This is a genomic window from Aminobacter sp. BA135 (genome assembly GCF_050859125.1).
Lineage (GTDB): Bacteria > Pseudomonadota > Alphaproteobacteria > Rhizobiales > Rhizobiaceae > Aminobacter > Aminobacter ciceronei.
Map to the genome: position 1 here is coordinate 3792089 of NZ_CP139572.1, position 16079 is coordinate 3808167.

The 16079-nt window shown below is 63.2% G+C and carries 15 protein-coding genes and 2 tRNA genes; 14 read left to right on the forward strand and 3 right to left on the reverse strand.

What is annotated here, in order from left to right:
• The first annotated feature begins 9 nt into the window (after positions 1–9).
• Entirely contained in the window at positions 10–477 is a 468-nt protein-coding gene (gene bcp, locus SLT36_RS18535; RefSeq protein ID WP_067962714.1) for a thioredoxin-dependent thiol peroxidase, read from the forward strand.
• Here the strand turns inward: bcp and SLT36_RS18540 are convergent.
• Positions 433–960, reverse strand: coding sequence for a hypothetical protein (locus SLT36_RS18540; protein WP_432288532.1), 528 nt, complete (start codon positions 958–960; stop codon positions 433–435). The genes bcp and SLT36_RS18540 overlap by 45 nt on opposite strands.
• Here SLT36_RS18540 and SLT36_RS18545 point away from each other — a divergent pair.
• Entirely contained in the window at positions 874–2169 is a 1296-nt protein-coding gene (locus SLT36_RS18545; protein WP_432283860.1) for a M23 family metallopeptidase, read from the forward strand. The two genes, SLT36_RS18540 and SLT36_RS18545, sit on opposite strands and share 87 nt — an antisense overlap.
• A 352-nt stretch (positions 2170–2521) precedes the next feature.
• Here SLT36_RS18545 and SLT36_RS18550 read toward each other — a convergent pair.
• Positions 2522–2598: transfer RNA gene (locus SLT36_RS18550), tRNA-Asp, on the reverse strand.
• A gap of 213 nt (positions 2599–2811) precedes the next feature.
• Here SLT36_RS18550 and SLT36_RS18555 point away from each other — a divergent pair.
• The 12 genes from SLT36_RS18555 (at position 2812) to SLT36_RS18610 (ending at position 15028) form a co-directional block, all read left to right on the forward strand.
• Positions 2812–2887 (forward strand) — tRNA-Val (locus SLT36_RS18555).
• Between the two features lie 151 nt (positions 2888–3038).
• Positions 3039–3410, forward strand: coding sequence for a hypothetical protein (locus SLT36_RS18560; protein ID WP_432283861.1), 372 nt, complete (start codon positions 3039–3041; stop codon positions 3408–3410).
• Between the two features lie 245 nt (positions 3411–3655).
• A complete protein-coding gene (locus SLT36_RS18565; RefSeq protein WP_432283862.1) occupies positions 3656–4633 on the forward strand; it encodes an alpha/beta fold hydrolase in 978 nt (325 codons plus the stop codon).
• A 145-nt stretch (positions 4634–4778) separates the two neighbouring features.
• Positions 4779–5657, forward strand: a complete 879-nt coding sequence (locus tag SLT36_RS18570; RefSeq protein WP_432283863.1) for a peptidoglycan DD-metalloendopeptidase family protein — start codon at positions 4779–4781, stop codon at positions 5655–5657.
• A 550-nt stretch (positions 5658–6207) separates the two neighbouring features.
• Positions 6208–7170: a transcriptional regulator GcvA gene (gene gcvA, locus SLT36_RS18575; RefSeq protein WP_432283864.1), complete on the forward strand. Its 963-nt coding sequence runs from the start codon at positions 6208–6210 to the stop codon at positions 7168–7170.
• Between the two features lie 207 nt (positions 7171–7377).
• Positions 7378–8937: an ABC transporter substrate-binding protein gene (locus SLT36_RS18580; protein ID WP_432283865.1), complete on the forward strand. Its 1560-nt coding sequence runs from the start codon at positions 7378–7380 to the stop codon at positions 8935–8937.
• A 112-nt stretch (positions 8938–9049) separates the two neighbouring features.
• Positions 9050–9997 (forward strand): ABC transporter permease, encoded by a 948-nt coding sequence (locus SLT36_RS18585; protein ID WP_432283867.1) that lies wholly within the window; start codon positions 9050–9052, stop codon positions 9995–9997.
• Positions 9994–10872: an ABC transporter permease gene (locus SLT36_RS18590; RefSeq protein WP_432283868.1), complete on the forward strand. Its 879-nt coding sequence runs from the start codon at positions 9994–9996 to the stop codon at positions 10870–10872. The genes SLT36_RS18585 and SLT36_RS18590 overlap by 4 nt, the downstream gene beginning before the upstream one ends.
• Positions 10869–11867 (forward strand): ABC transporter ATP-binding protein, encoded by a 999-nt coding sequence (locus tag SLT36_RS18595; RefSeq protein ID WP_432283869.1) that lies wholly within the window; start codon positions 10869–10871, stop codon positions 11865–11867. Before SLT36_RS18590 ends, SLT36_RS18595 begins: the two co-directional genes overlap by 4 nt.
• Positions 11864–12964 (forward strand): ABC transporter ATP-binding protein, encoded by a 1101-nt coding sequence (locus SLT36_RS18600; RefSeq protein WP_432283870.1) that lies wholly within the window; start codon positions 11864–11866, stop codon positions 12962–12964. The genes SLT36_RS18595 and SLT36_RS18600 overlap by 4 nt, the downstream gene beginning before the upstream one ends.
• 2 nt (positions 12965–12966) lie before the next feature.
• Complete coding sequence (locus SLT36_RS18605) at positions 12967–13962, forward strand: succinylglutamate desuccinylase/aspartoacylase family protein (RefSeq protein WP_432283871.1); 996 nt, start codon at positions 12967–12969, stop codon at positions 13960–13962.
• Position 13963: 1 nt separating this feature from the next.
• The gene (locus SLT36_RS18610) at positions 13964–15028 is read left to right on the forward strand and encodes a peptidase C39 family protein (RefSeq protein WP_432283872.1); all 1065 of its coding nucleotides are present in this window, start codon (positions 13964–13966) and stop codon (positions 15026–15028) included.
• Positions 15029–15075: 47 nt separating this feature from the next.
• Here the strand turns inward: SLT36_RS18610 and SLT36_RS18615 are convergent, their stop codons facing one another.
• Positions 15076–15939 (reverse strand): DUF4118 domain-containing protein, encoded by an 864-nt coding sequence (locus SLT36_RS18615; RefSeq protein ID WP_432283873.1) that lies wholly within the window; start codon positions 15937–15939, stop codon positions 15076–15078.
• Positions 15940–16079: the final 140 nt, after the last annotated feature.

Here is a 16079-nt window from a genome sequence, read left to right on the forward strand (position 1 = left end):
GGTATCGATATGTCTGAACTCGAGACAGGCCAAACCGCCCCGCAATTCACGCTGCCGCGCGACGGCGGGGGCATTCTGACGCTTTCCGACTTCGGCGGCAAACCTGTTGTCCTCTATTTCTATCCCAAGGACGATACCTCGGGCTGCACCGCCCAGGCGATCGACTTCACCCAACTCAAGCCTCAGTTCGAAAAGGCTGGAGCGGTGGTCATCGGCGTTTCGCCCGACAGCGCCAAGAAACACGACAAATTCAAGGCCAAGCACCAAATTGGCATCGATCTGGTTGCCGACGAAGAGCGAAAGGCGCTCGAGGCCTATGGCGTGTGGACCGAAAAATCCATGTATGGCCGAAAGTATATGGGCGTCGAACGCTCAACCTTCCTGATCGGTGCCGACGGCAAGATCGCGAGGATCTGGCGCAAGGTGAAGGTATCAGGCCATGCTGCCGAAGTGCTGGAGGCGGTGAAGGCGCTCTAGCGAAAATCGCGCGCTGCGGAACCGATGCCCGCTCCCGACGTTCTCATCCAGACGACCATCAACGGGAGAAGAAAGATGTTCCGCAGCGTCATCCTCTGGATGCTTGGCATTCCTATCCCCATCATCATCCTGCTCTGGCTTTTCCTGCGTTAGATCGGGACCAGTCGACAATATCAAAATAAAGTCCGGTCGCGTATAGTCTCGCCTTATCAAATCCGGCGCAAGATTTTCATCGCATGACTTGGACATACAGGAACCCGCCATATCTTGTTGTGGCGGGTTTTTCTTGTCTTTGCCCATCCGGAAAGCAGGCCGCCGGGCCGATGCGGGCAAAGCTTTGTTAACCCTAATAATGTGTAATCGGATCGTCGCTGTTCGTGATGAGAGTTCGGTCCGGTGAAAGCAGCAAATCAGGCCGCCGTTTTCGGCAGGCGCAAAGAGCCCCATACCGTCATCATTGCACGCGGCAACGAGATCCGGCACTTCACAATACGCCCATGGGTGGCCGCAGCAGCCGGTTCGGCGCTCGCCGCGATCGCCATTGGTTACCTCATGGCCACGTCCTATCTCGTGCTGCGCGACGACCTGATCGGTGCCGCGACCGCCCGCCAGGCGCGCATGCAGCACGCTTACGAAGATCGTATCTCGGCCCTGCGCGCCCAGGTCGACCGCATCACCAGCCGCCAGTTGCTCGACCAGCAATTGATGGAAACCAAAGTCAGCGAACTGCTCGAACGACAATCGCAGCTCAGCCAGCGCAATGTCAGGCTTGGCCCGGTCCTCGACAAGGCGGCAGCCTCAGAGGTGACTGACGCCGCGCCCGCCGGCAAGACAGACGAACGCGCCGACATCACGCCCACGATCGACCAACCTCTCGCCTACGCGGCGGCAGACACTGCTGCGGTGCGCCCGTTCTCGTTCTGGTCGACACGGACCGCCGAGCCCGATGGCGAAAGCCGGGCCGACCGGGCCGACAAATTGTTCGTCGCCATCAACAAGTCGCTGCGCAGCATCGAGGACGATCAGGCAAAGCGCATCGGCGCACTTGCCGACAACGCCTACCAGACCGCAGGTGCGATCACCGACGCGCTGGAGAATGCCGGCCTGCCCGTCTCCACGGAAAAATCGGGGGAACTCGGCAAAACGGGCGTGGGTGGCCCGCTGGTGCCGATCGACAACCCAATGGCCTTCGACAGCCCAATCGCCTTCGACAGCAAGGTCAAGGAGCTCGACGCAGCGCTCGACACGCTGGACCGCCTCAAGACGGAAGCACGCAAGCTGCCGTTGGCCAATCCGGCCGCCGGCCGCTCGATCTCGAGCACCTTCGGGGTCCGCACCGACCCGCTGATCGGCACGCCCGCCCTACATTCCGGCATGGACTTCCGCGCCCCCTACGGCTCGCCCGCGCGCGCCACGGCCGCAGGTATCGTCACCAAGGCGGGCTGGAACGGCGGCTACGGCCGCATGGTCGAGATCGACCATGGCGGCGGCTTCACCACACGCTACGCCCATCTCAGCAAGATCCTCGTCGCCCCCGACCAGAAGATCGCGGTTGGCGACGAAATTGGCGAGGTCGGCAGCAGCGGCCGCTCGACAGGCCCGCATCTGCACTACGAAGTGCGGCGCGACGGCGAGGCGGTCGACCCGCTGCGCTTCATCAAGACCGGCAAGAAGCTCGGCCAATATCTCTGAGCCGAGGCAGCCGCCGGTCATCCACAGGCTCAGCCCCCCCTGTCGCGCTTCATGCATCCGGTGCCGCGTGCTCGGCGAATCTGCCCGAAGCAGAGAATCGTTCCGCAAAAAGGCGCGAGCGAAAAAACAGCCCCACAGGGTGATTCCCCTGCCGGCACGAATCGCCGGCGATGGACCATTCCATTGACGCGATTCGCAGCTGCATATCGAAGACATGCGGCTGCGCGGATATGTGTGGAGATTGGGATGGATCCCCGGTTCCCGGCACCTTCAGGGAAGGCATTGAAAACCTAATCAACAGGGAAAACTTAATCTAGAGGATCAGTCGGCAAAGGCTAAGCCTTTGAAAAACTGGCGCGAGTGACGGGGCTCGAACCCGCGACCTCCGGCGTGACAGGCCGGCACTCTAACCGACTGAGCTACACCCGCGCTCTGGACGTTGGCGCTGGGCGCCGCGTCGTTGGCGGTGAATTACGGGGTTCGATGGGGAGTGTCAAGCGACATCGAAGAGATAATCGACAAACTTTGTCGTCTATTTTTCGATGTCCACAAAACCGGGCTTTCCGACGCCTCGACCTGCCGCAACGGCATGCATTTGAACTTGCGGATCACAGGCGAACCGCTTATTGGTCCGCCCGGTTGGGGCGATTAGCTCAGTTGGTAGAGCGCTTCGTTTACACCGAAGATGTCGGCGGTTCGAGCCCGTCATCGCCCACCATTTTCCTTCTGATATTGCGATGATTTCTGGCCTCGCGGCTGGATGTGCAAAGTGCCGGACCTGACAAGGCGGCAATTGCCGGCATGGCATAGCCCAGGCGACATCGGCATCTCGACGTTGCCTCCCCCAAACTCGGCGTTAGACTGCCGCCATGGGCTTTCTCCTCTACGCCTTCCTGCCGGTGATCATCATCACGCTTGCCATTGTCGGCGCGCTGGTGTGGCGCGGCATGCAGTTTGGCGAGTTGGCGCGCCATGGCCTGCCGGTGACAGGCATTGTGGTCAGGAAATTCCGCACCGGCGCGGGCAAGGCTGGATCAATGGGGCGGCGGATCGCCTTTACCTATGTCGGAGCCGACGGGGTCGAGCATCGCCGGGCGGCCACGGTGGCCAGCAGCAAATGGGCAGAACTTGAGGAAGGCGGGCCGATCCAGCTTGTCTACCTGCCCGCAAAGCCCGGCGTCAGCGCCCCGGCCTGGCTGGTCGAGGACGCACGCAAGGCCCTGGGCAAGGCAGCGTCATAGCCGGAAGCGAAAGCCGTTGACGCGACATTGGAAAGGCAGGCCGCGTCACTTCGAAATGCGGCTTTCTCTGCCAAGCGACTGCCTGTCTGATTGATCAGCCTTTCGCAATAGCCGCTGCAGATCCTTGAATCTGGCCGGGCGCATTCGCCTCGTCCGCGGAAAGGTGCATTTCACAATCTACATTGTGTGCATCGGCAGTTGGCAAGGCATGAACGGCAATGAACTCGCAATGTTGATGGCGCCATATGAGCAAATTGACGCTGTTTTACACCCTCGAACAACTCGACAGCATGAAGCAGCTTTGGCTGCCGCCGCAAGCTTTGGGAGAATTTCCGATGCCAGTTCAGTCGCCCTTCAAGTCCGATGCGGCCAGGGACAGGGTTCTTGATGACTATGATGCGCTGCTGACGCGATGGCCGGTATCTTATAAAAGCCGTTTCATCGATACCGAGTTCGGCAAGGCCCATCTCATCGCTTCCGGCAATCCGACGGCCTCTCCGCTGGTGCTGCTGCATGGTGGGGGCGGCAATGCGACGATGTGGAATCACAACATCGCCGTGCTCGCTGCGACGTTCCGCGTCTATGCGCTCGACATTATCGGCGACGTCGGCAGGAGCACAGGCGCGCGACCAGGCTATGCATCCGGCGGCCATGTCCGCTGGCTGGCGCAAGTGCTCGACGGCCTCGGTCTTGGACAAACGGCGCTGGCGGGTGCGTCTCTCGGCTCATGGCTGGCCGCCGATTTTGCGCTCAAACACCCCGAACGCGTGTCAGGACTGGCATTGCTCGCGCCGCCCCATATTGAGCCGCTGCGTTTGAGCTTCATGCTGAGGGCGGTTGTGGCGACCATTGCTCCAATAGACTCCAGGATTCGCAGCTTTTATCGCCTGATCTCGTCGCCGCACGCGCCGCAACCGACTGGGCTGGTCATGCAGGATTTCGTCACGCGCTGGCAGTCGCAGCGGCAAAGCCCACCGCCGCCGCCAAGGCTGTCAGCAGCGGATCTGCAGCGTTTGCCGGCGCGAACCCTGTTCCTGCTGGGGCAAGATGATGCGCTCTACGACGTCAACAAAGCGGCGACGCGTATCCGCGCCAATGCTCCAGCCTGCGAAGTTTCGCTGCTGGCACAGGCCGGACATACGTTGACAGTGGACAAGCCTCGCGAGGTCAGCGATCTGCTGGTTGCGTTCTTGGCCGAAACTCGAGCACCAGCTGCCCTGTAGCAAGGCGACATCAGAGCCCTGATGACTGCTGCGATCCAGGAACCAGATATCGCGCGCATATAGCCGTGATCGCGCGCCCACAATTCATCCTCCCAACGCTGCCCCCGCGTCCTATCTCTAGGCGATGTTTGCCGTCGTCGCCGTGATGTCCTTCGTCTCCCTCGCCGTGCCGCTCGCCTTCTGCTGGCGATTGTGGCGGCTCGACGAGCCCAGCCGACTGGGCTGGCTGCTCGTGCTGCTTGAAAGTGCTGTGCTGGTGACCTTGGTCGTGATCGTGGCGCGATGGGACATTGCCGGGATGTGGAGCCGCATCGCGCTGGTCGGCCTGTTCGCGACAGTGGCTGCGGTCTCGGCCTGGCGACACCTGCGCAAGCCCTGGCTGCCCGCGGACGGCTCCCCGATCTCCAGCAGGCATATCCCGGCATTGGCCTCGGTGGTGGTTTTCGGCGCCGCACTCGCCTATGTCATGATCGGTGTTGTCGGCCAGCACGATCCGCGCGACTTCACTTTTCCGCTCGAAGGCGGGCACTTCGTGGTCGCGCATGGCGGCGCTACCGGCGTGCTCAACCATCACAGCGATCACGCCGCACAACGGCATGCCCTCGACATCACCGCCGTCAACGCACTGGGGTTCCGGGCGTCGGGGCTGCTGCCGGACGATCCCGCGCGTTATGTCGTCTTCGGCAAGACGGTGGTCAGTCCTTGCGACGGCACGATCCTTGCCGCGGTGGACGGGCTGCCCGACCTTGCACCACCGGTGGCCGACCGCGACAATGCCGCCGGCAACCATGTCGTGGTGTCCTGCGGCGATCTCAATGTCGAGCTTGCCCATCTGCGCAAGGGCAGCGTTGCGGTCGCGGCCGGCGACAGGGTCGTGGCCGGCGCTCCGATCGGCCAGGTCGGAAATTCCGGCAACAGCACCGAACCGCATCTGCACGTCCACGCCGTCGATGCGGGCTCCGGCACCGGCGTCCAGATGTCGTTCGACGACACCATCCCGGCGCGCAACACGCTCGTCTGGTAGAAGGCAACAGCCAGAAGAATCGTCGCCCAGGCACTCGGCCAACCAGCTGAATTCTTCGCGTAAATCTGCGCCACGGCCCCTTACCGCCGCCGGATCTCATAGGTCTCATTGATTGAGGACCGCCAACGAACCCCGGCCGCCAAATCCTTATGACATTTTGATTTTCTTGCCGCCGTGGTCACCTCGAAACCCTATGTGCCGAGACGTATTGGTGCCACGCAAGCTGGCGCTCCAAGCGTTGGCGACATTGGGTGGCGAACGAAGAATGTGGCATAGCGCTATTGATCACGGATTGCTGTGGTACGACCGACTGCAGGTCTTCTCACAAGGCGAACCGTTTGAACGGTTCGTACCTCACCGAGTAAGAACGTCCGGCATTGAGACCGCCGCCGCCATATTCATGGTGGTGTCGGTCATGGGTTCGGCGGCCGCAATCCTTGCAAGAATTCTACTTTGAACCACGCGGCGACGTCTTGCCGGCCCGATTGCGGCGCAGCGACAAGCAATCCATAGTCGCCGCCATCATTGCAGTGCCCAGTTCGGAATCGTCATGCGCCGCGTTTTGCCTTCGCTACCCTCGCTGACGATCTTTGAGGCGGCGGCGCGTCATTCGAGCTTTACCCGCGCCGCCGAAGAACTGAACCTCTCGCAGAGCGCGGTCAGCAAGCAGGTCCAGTCACTCGAATCCTTCCTCGGCCTGCGCCTGTTCGAACGCATCCGGCAGCGCATCGTTTTGACCGAGGCCGGGCAGCTGTATCTCGCCCGGGTGCGCGAGGCCCTGGAGATCCTCGAATCGGCGACGATGGAGGCACTGGCCTTCCAAGGCGGCGGCGGCATGCTCAACATCGCCACGCTGCCGACCTTCGGCTCGCGCTGGCTCGCCTCCCGCATCGGCGGCTTCCGGGCACGCCATCCCAGGATCGCGCTCAACCTGACCGCACGAACATGGCCGTTCGACCTGGTCGAGGAAAACATCGACGTCGCCATCTATTTCGGCGAAAAGCCATGGCCCGGCGGCTTGTCCGACCGTTTGATGGAAGAAGAAGTCATTCCAGTCTGCGCACCCTCGCTGATGGCGCCGGACGGTCCGGTGAACAGCGTTACCGATCTCGGACGGGTCGCCCTGCTGCATCATCGGGCCCGGCCACGCGCCTGGAAAGACTGGCTGCAAAGAGCCGATGACACCACGGTCAATCCCTTCCACGGCGTCCGCTTCGAACAGTTCGAGATGATCATCCAGGCGACCATCAGCGGCATGGGCATGGCGATCGTCCCAAAGTTCATGATCGAGGTCGAACTGGCCGACGGCACGCTGGTCGCGCCGTTCGGCCGGCCGATGAAGAGCCCGGAAGCCTATTTCCTCGTCTGTCCGGAACGGAAGAGCCATTTGCCGGCGGTACAGGCCTTCCGGCAGTGGCTCTTGGACGAGGTGGCTGCGTCCAAACGACCACGAACCGTCGGTGACCACACGCCACGTCAGCTCGAAACGACAGTTCATTCCGTAGAGGAATGAATTGACGCGATCTTATCGTTTGAACGACCGTCGCTGGCCACTCTACTCTTCCAATCACGACGCCGGAAATTTTCGATCTCGGTTTTGACGCCAGGCCGTTCCTTCCAGGGAGGCGGCTTGACGCAGGCCGAAGCTTTGCCGGAACGGCGTCCAAAGACAAAGGGGAGTGAGTTAATGGGAATGATTGGAAAACGAGCGGCTGGATGCATGCTTTCACTGGCATTGGCAACGACGGCTGCCATGGCGCAGGAGCCTGATACCGCAGTGGTCCTGCGCATCAGCGATGCAGACCGTTACGACCCGCAGCGCTCCACCGCGCTCGCCGCGGCCGAAATCCTCTACATGGTTGGCGAAACGCTGGTGACGCTCGACCGCGATCTGAAAACCCTCCGCCCCGGCCTGGCCGAGCGTTGGGAGGTCAGCGCCGATGGCCTCACCTACACTTTCCACCTGCGCCGCGACGTGAGCTTCTGCGATGCCAAGCCTTTCACCGCCAAGGCAGTGGTCGGCACGATGGATCGCTGGCTCAATCCGGATTTTCCCGGCGTCAGCAAATGGAAGGCCGGCAAGGTCGAAAGCGTCAAGGCGCTCGACGACTACACCGTCGAGTACAGGCTGAAGGAGCCCTATTCGGAACTGCTGTACCAGATGACGCAGTTCAACTTCATCATCATCGATCCGGATCAGGCAACCGCACTGAAGGATGATTTCGGCGTCGCCGCCTTCAACGGCACCGGCGCGTTCTGCTTCCAGTCGTGGACCCCGCGCACCCAGACGGTCCTGACCCGTCACGATGGCTATCGCTGGGGGCCGTCCTTCATGACGAATCCCGGACCGGCGGAGGTCGCGAAAATCGTCTGGAAGATCGTGCCGGAAGAGGCAACTCTTGCCGCCGCCCTGCAGACCGGCGAAGGCGACGTGTCCTTCGCGGTGCCCGCCTGGGCTCTTTCCCAGTTGCAGGCGACGCCTTCGATCCAGTTGCTGCGTCCCGAAGCGGGCTTCCGCACGCACTATGTCGGCATGAAGATCACGCGCCCCGATCTGGGCGACAAACGCGTCCGCGAAGCGCTAAGCCTGGCAATCGACCAGAGCGCCATCGCCGACGCGATCTTCTTCGGCGAGGCCGACGCGGCCAAGTCCTACTATTCCGAGGCCGCGCGCGACTTCAATCCTGACATGAAGCTGGACGCATTCGGCTATGATCCCGAAAAGGCCAAAGCGCTGCTCGACGAGGCAGGCTGGGTCTCCAGGGACGGCGGCGTCCGCATGAAGGACGGCAAGCCTCTGTCGTTGATCTTCTATGGTTTCACCGGCGATTCAGACAAGCAGATGGCCGAGACCATCCAGGGTGATCTGCGCAAGATCGGCGTCGATCTGAAGGTCGAGCTCTACGATCCGACCATCGTATGGGGCAAGCTGAAGACCCAGGATTTCGACCTGTATCAGATGAGCTATCCGTATCTGAGCGCGGGCGACGCCATGAACCTGTACTTCCTGTCGTCGAACATGCCGACGCCCAACCGGATGAACTGGAACGATCCCAAGACCGATCAACTGATCGACGCCGGCAACCGCGCGACCTCAGTGGAAGCGCGCTTTGCCGCCTTCGCCGAAGCGGGAGCGATCATCCACGACGCCGTGTTGTGGAAGCCTCTGGTCAACGAGAAGCTGGTCGTGGTGGCTGGGTCGCGCGTTGCGCCGTTCAAGCCGCATGGCATCAGCGGTGCGCCCCTATACAACGGGCTGGACCTCAAGCTGGCAAAATGACGGCGACGGTCCACCGCTCCCGGCATGACTGCCGGTGCGGTGGAACGCTCGAACGCCAGGATTCGGGCCAGCCCCGAAATCTTGAAATGATGCCCGCTTGGGAGAAGACAACGTGACGCGACAGCTCCTTTGGCGCTTGTTGACCTCGATACCTGTGCTGCTCGGTGTGCTTCTTGTCGGTTTCCTGATGCTTCAGGTCATTCCGACAGACCCCGCCACCATCATCGCCGGACCGTCGGGTACCGCTGCCGAAATCGAAGACATCCGGCGCCAGCTCGGCCTCGACGCCCCGATCATGATGCAATTCTGGTTCTATCTGCTGCGCGTCCTGCAAGGCGATCTCGGCCGGTCGATCATCAACAACGCGCCGGTCGCCGGAGAGCTTATGACGGCGCTTGGGCCGACCATCGAACTGATGGTGGCAAGTCTGATCTGGGCGGTCCCGCTTGGCATCCTGCTTGGCACGCTTGCCGCCATGCGCCGTGGGCAGGTCTTCGACCGTGCCGTCACCGCGCTGTCGGTGGCAGGCGTTTCCGTCCCTGCTTTCTGGGTCGGGCTTCTTCTGTTGCAGTTCGCCGCGTTCCGCTGGCAGCTGTTTCCGCTGCAAGGCCGGGGCGGGCCGCTGTGGACGCTCGACGGATTGCACCATGTCGCACTGCCGGCACTGACGCTGGGGCTGATCTTCATCGGGCCGGTGGCGCGGATGACCCGAACCGCGGTTGTCGAGGTGCTGGGTGCCGACTTCATCCGCACCGCCCGCGCCAAGGGGGCGTCTGAGTTCCGCGTCGTCACACGACATGCGCTGCGCACGGCGCTGATACCTGTCGTGACGCTGATCGGCCTGCAGATCGGCTCGCTGCTCGGTGGCGCGGTCATTGCCGAAACCATCTTCGGCTGGCCCGGCATTGGCCGGCTGGCGGTCGGCTCCATCGTCTCCAGCGACTTTCCGATGGCCCAGGGTTGCATCCTTGTGCTGGCCTGCGGTTTCATCGTGGTCAACTTCGTCGTTGATGCGCTCTACGGCCTGCTCGATCCCCGCATCCGGAGCAAGGTCCGATGAGCACTGACACAACCGCCGTTCAAACGGCAGACACCGCCGGCGCTTCGCGACCGCATCTGCTCCGGCGCCTCGCCCGCGATCCCCTGGCGCTGATCGCCCTGATCTTTCTGGTGCTGATCGTCGTTGCAGCCCTTCTGGCACCCGTGCTGGCGCCGTTCGATCCCTACGACACCAATCTCAGGATGCGGCTCCGCCCGCCGGGTGGCGACCATCTCCTGGGCACTGATACGCAAGGGCGGGATCTTTTGACCCGCCTGCTCTACGGCGCACGGACAACTCTGGCGCTTGGCTTTGCCAGCATCGTCGTCGGCAGCCTGATCGGCACCAGCATCGGCCTGGCCGCCGCCTTCTACCGCCGGCTCGAGGGGCCGTTGATGCGGCTGGTCGACATCCTTTTGTCGTTTCCGTCGATCCTGTTTGGCCTGGCCCTGGCAGCCATGCTGGGCGTTGGCATGGACAGCCTGGTGATTGCGCTCGGCCTGTCTGCGGCGCCGCCCATCGCCCGCGTTGCCCGTGCCACCGCCGCCTCGGTGATGCAGGCCGAATACATGGATGCCGGCCGCGTGATCGGCCTTTCCGACAGCGCCCTGATCCGGCGTTACCTGTTGCGCAACTGCGCCGCGCCTATCGTCGTCTACTGCTCGCTGCAATTCGGCGAGACGATCCTGCTGGCGGCAGCCCTTGGCTTCCTCGGCCTTGGACTGCAGCCACCAACGGCGGAGCTCGGCAGCATCGCCGCCGAAGGCCGCAGCTTCATCTTCCTGGCACCGCATGTCTCGACCGCAGCCAGCCTGCTGATCTTCATGATCGTGCTTTCCTGCAACCTGCTGGGGGATGCGTTCCGCGACCTCACCGACCCGAAGCTGCAGCGATGACCCCAGACATACCCCTGATCGAGGTCCGCGGCTTGCGGGTCGGCTTCCATACCACGGGCGGCACGGTGGCTGCCGTCGACGACGTCGATTTCAGCGTCCGTGCCGGCGAAACGCTGGCGATTGTCGGCGAGTCCGGCTCGGGCAAGAGTGTCATGTCGCTTTCGCTGCTGCGGCTGGTCCCGAGCGCGATGATATCGGGCGAGATCCTGTTTCGTGGCGATGACCTGCTGACCAAGCCGGCGCACGCAATGCGAGACATTCGCGGCGGCCGCATCGGCATGATCTTCCAGGAGCCCAACACTTCACTCAATCCGGTGCAGACGATCGGCGACCAGATCGTCGAGGCGATCCAGTTGCACGAGCCGGTCGGCAAGGCGGCAGCGCGCAACAGGGCGGTCGAGGTGTTGGAACTGACCGGCATCCCCTCGCCCAAGGCCCGGATGAAGAGTTATCCGCACGAGCTCAGCGGCGGCATGCGCCAGCGCGCGATGATCGCCATGGCGCTGGCCTGCCGTCCGGAATTGCTGATCGCCGACGAACCGACGACTGCGCTCGACGTCACCGTGCAGGCCCAGATTCTCGACCTGATGCGCGAGCTCAAGGCGAACAGCGGTGCAGCCATCATCCTGATCACCCATGATCTCGGCGTGGTTGCAGAGATGGCTGACCGTGTCGCTGTCATGTATGCCGGCCGCATCGTCGAGATCGCGCCGGTCGCCGATCTCTTCGATGGCCCGGAGCACCCCTACACGGTCGGGCTGCTCAGCTCGATGCCCTCGATCGACGGCGACAGCGATACGCTGACGCCGATCGAAGGCAGCATGCCGGATCCGCTGGCGCTACCCGCCGGTTGCCGGTTTCAGCCACGCTGCCCCTTCGCCATCAAGCGTTGCGCGATGGAGGCGCCGCCGCTCGAGACCATCAGGCCGGGTCATCTGTCGGCCTGCTGGCGCGCGCCTCTCCTGGAAACCTTGACCCGGGGAGGACAACAATGACGTCACCCAACAATGCATCTGCCCCACTTCTGAAAGTCGAAGGGCTGAGCAAGACGTTCAGCGTCGCTGGCGCCTGGCCATGGCAGAAGCGGACGCTGAGCGCGGTCAACGACCTCAGCTTCGGCATCGCCCCGGGCGAAACCCTGTCGTTGGTCGGCGAAAGCGGCTGCGGCAAGTCGACCGCCGGACGCATGCTGGTCGGCCTGGCCGCGCCGAGCTCGGGCCGCATCCTGTTCGAGGGCCAGGACCTGTCCGGACAGAGCGCCAGCGAACAGCGCGCCATGCGCCGGCATATCCAGTTGATCTTCCAGGATCCCTATGGCTCGCTCAACCCACGCATGACCGTCGGCGAGCTGATCGCCGAGCCTGCGCTGCTGCATGGACTGGCCGACCGCGATAGCGCCACTGACAGGGTCGCCGAACTTCTCGGCCTCGTTGGCCTGGCAAAGCGGCATGCCGGGCGCTATCCGCATGAATTCTCGGGCGGGCAGCGCCAGCGCATCGGCATTGCCCGCGCGCTGGCCGTCGAACCCAGGCTGATCGTCTGCGACGAGCCCGTCTCCGCGCTCGACGTCTCGGTTCAGGCGCAGATCGTCAACCTGCTGCAGAGCCTTCAGGATCGGCTGGGCCTGAGCTATCTGTTCATTTCCCACGGCCTGTCGGTCGTGCGCCACATCAGCCATCGCGTTGCGGTGATGTATCTCGGCAATATCGTCGAGATCGGGCCGAAGGCGGCGATCTTCGACCAGCCGTCGCATCCCTACACCAGAGCGCTTCTCGCCGCAGCACCAGTGCCGCGGCCGGGCGCCCGCCAGGCCAGCGTTGCGCTGGCCGGCGACATGCCAAGTCCGCTCGATCCACCTTCGGGGTGTCGCTTCCACCCAAGGTGTCCGTTTGCGATCGAGCGCTGCCGACGGGACATCCCGGCCCTTTCTCCTGGCGGTGATGGGCGGCTGGTGGCTTGCCACCGCTGGCAGGAAATTCCCGCCTTTCAGGCAAACGCACCCGGCGCACGACACGCGCCGAAAACAACCCGGCTGCTGGCGCTCTACCGCCAGGCGGCGGCCAATTCCAACTCCCGCATGAGCAACAACTGAAGATGTCGACGCAAATCTGGACACGGCTGGACTATGAACGATCGGGCAAGCAGATCGGCAATCTGCATTTCCCACACTCGGTTCATCGCTCTGCCTATGGCACGATCACCATCCCGGTCGGGGTCGTTGCGGGCGGCAAGGGGCCAACGATGCTGCTCACCGCCGGCACCCATGGCGACGAATATGAAGGCCAGATCGCGCTGACCAAGCTGTTGCAGAGCATCGATCCTGCCTCGATCAACGGACGGCTGATCGTCCTGCCGATGCTCAATGCGCCGGCGGCCCTTGCCGGCAGCCGTGTGTCCCCGCTCGACGGCGGCAATCTCAACCGCGCCTATCCGGGCGATCCCCTGGGCGGACCGACAGCAGCCATCGCCGATTATGTCAGCTCCGTGCTGCTGCCTCTCGCCGATTTCTATCAGGATTTCCATGCCGGCGGCTCGTCGCTGAACTATCTGCCGTTCGTTTCCACCCGCCGCAGCGGCGATCCAGACCTAGACAATCGCGCTTTGGCAGCGGCGCGGGCCTTCGGCGCTCCTCATCTGCAGGTCTGGGGTTACAGCCCTGATCCTCGGCTCTCGACCTCGGAGTCAAATCGCCAGGGCATCATCTCGCTTGGCGGCGAGTTCGGCGGTGGCGGGACGGTGTCGCGGCAGGGCCTGGCGCTGATCGAAAACGGTATCCAGCGCCTGCTCGCCCATTTCGGCATGGTCGAGCAGACATTCGCCGAGCCCACATCTCCGGCCATCGAGTTCGAGGTGCTTGGCCGCGACTATTATGTCTACGCGACCGAGGACGGCGTGTTCGAACCCATGACCGATCTCGGCGACCGCATCGAGGCAGGCGCCCTCTGCGGTATGGTCCATGCGGTGGACGATCCGGCGCGCCCAGCTACACCGCAGCATTTCGAGATCTCCGGCATCGTCGTGTGCCAGCGGCACCCGTCACTGGTCGTGCGCGGCGACTGCCTGGCCCATCTTGCAACACCAAGGATCTAACATGGCCGAGCCCATCAACGTCACGCAACTTCCCGACGGCCACGAAGCACCGCAAGGGCTGCCGGCTGCCACGGCGGAGCACCTTGCGGCAATCCAGTCCGCGCGCGGCCGCATCGTCTTCATTGCGCGCCGGGCCGATGCAATCGTCGGTTTGTTGATCGGGCGCCGGCGGCGCACGGCAACGATGCTGCGGCTATCCCATTTCTGGGTCGATTCCGATGACACCGACCACAACGCCGTCGGCAGCGAATTGGTATCGGCGCTGGAGCAGTTGTCCCTCGACAGCGATATCCTGACCTGGCGCATCGCCGCGGCCTCGGGGGAAGATGACATCCCCACAAGCTTGAGAGGGCTTGCCGGCATCGCTGCGGCGCGACCCGGTGCTACATATTCGGAGCGCCGGCTGCGGAACGACGGGCCAATGGCGAGCTCCAGGACGCCGATTTACACCCAGACAACCGGGTTCACCTGCGGCTCTGCCTCGCTGATGATGGCATTTGCCGGCCTCGATCCTTCGTCCGGCATGGACCGCCTTCTGGAGCTGGCGATGTGGCGCGAGGCGACGACGGTGGTGTCGATGGACGGCCCTGGCGGCTGCGATCCTTACGGCCTGGCGCTTTCGGCAACATCGCGCGGTTACGCGGTGAAGGTGTTCATGAGCACATCCGAGGCGATCCTCATCGATCGCGGCAACACCGAAGCCAAGCGCGAGCTGATGAAGTTCGTCCAGGCCGACTTCAAGACCCGCGTACTCGATGCTGGCATTAAGGTCGAGCTGCGCGCCTTCACCATCGGAGAGCTACGAGACACCGTCGCGTCAGGTTCGATCGCTGTGGTCCTGATAGACCAACGCGAGACCCACGGCCGCACTGCCCCACATTGGGTTGTCGCCCATGCGGTGAGCGAGGAGCATTTCCTCGTCAACGACCCATGGTTCGAGGTCGATGCGCTCGAAAATGCCGCCGATGTCGTCGATCTGCCGATCCGCCATGCCATCTTCGATCGCATGGCCTGGTATGGCGAACCGGCCTATCGCGCGGCCCTGATCATCGGGCCGGCAACTTGATGCGGCTCTGACAGCCCCTCGACAGGCGACCCACGCGTATCGAGACGTCAGCCTGCAGACCGGGCGTTGCCGCCAGCTGGGGAAAGCTGGCGGTCAAGTGCCAGCTCCAGAACAACCCGAACGATGTCGACCAACATTTCCGGTTTCGAAGGACGCTCGGCAGGGTCGAAGGCAAGCCCAATGACCGCACTTTGGCCTCTCGCCGTTACCACGGGCCAGAAGTCAAAGCGTGAAGTGACAGCCGGGTAGACCCCGGCGCGCGCGGCAGTCTGCGCCGCCAACGACTGAAGTGCTGCCCCTAATTCGGTATCCTGAAGCTCGACGGCCCCGACAATTTGCTTCACGGAAACCGCATCGTCCGTGACAAGCATCACCACGGCAGGAACCTCGAAGACCCCCGCAAGCGCTTCGGAAGTCAGCGAGACGATTGCCTCCGGCTTGTCGGCCGCCACGATGTCGCGGCTGAAGCCTTGCAGGACGGTCGTCTGCCTTCTCAAGCTTGCCGCGTCGGTGGCCCTCCGGCCTGAGGTGAAGGCAACGCTACTCACGACAAGTCCGACGACGAAAAGCAGTGCGATCGCCCAGACGTTCGCCGGGTCGCTGACAGCGAGTGAATAGCGTGGCTCGGTCAGGAAGAAATTGTAGGCGAGCGCGCCGAGTATGGCCGAGCAGAGCGAGGGACCCAGGCCGAAGCTGGCGCCTGCGATGACCACGGGCACGACAAAGATGAGGGAGAGGTTCGGGATCGTTACCCCTAGATCGACACTGACAGCCAGGACCGTCGCAGCGGCCGTCATCACCAGCGCTGCAAGGTAGCCCACCACGACAGGAGAATTTGCCGGGCTCGATCGCGGATCGGCAGGTGGCATCCGTGTGATCTCCAGATGCGACTTCGAACTGGCACCGCCCATTGGCCCAACTCCTGTCCAACAACATGCCGCGCCGCGCTACAACTGGTTGACCGAATGGCGGCCAACAGGCCTGCCGCCGCGGCCACCGGCGGTACACATCATAGCGCGCTGCCCTGATGCAATAGTTGGTCAGATGGCCA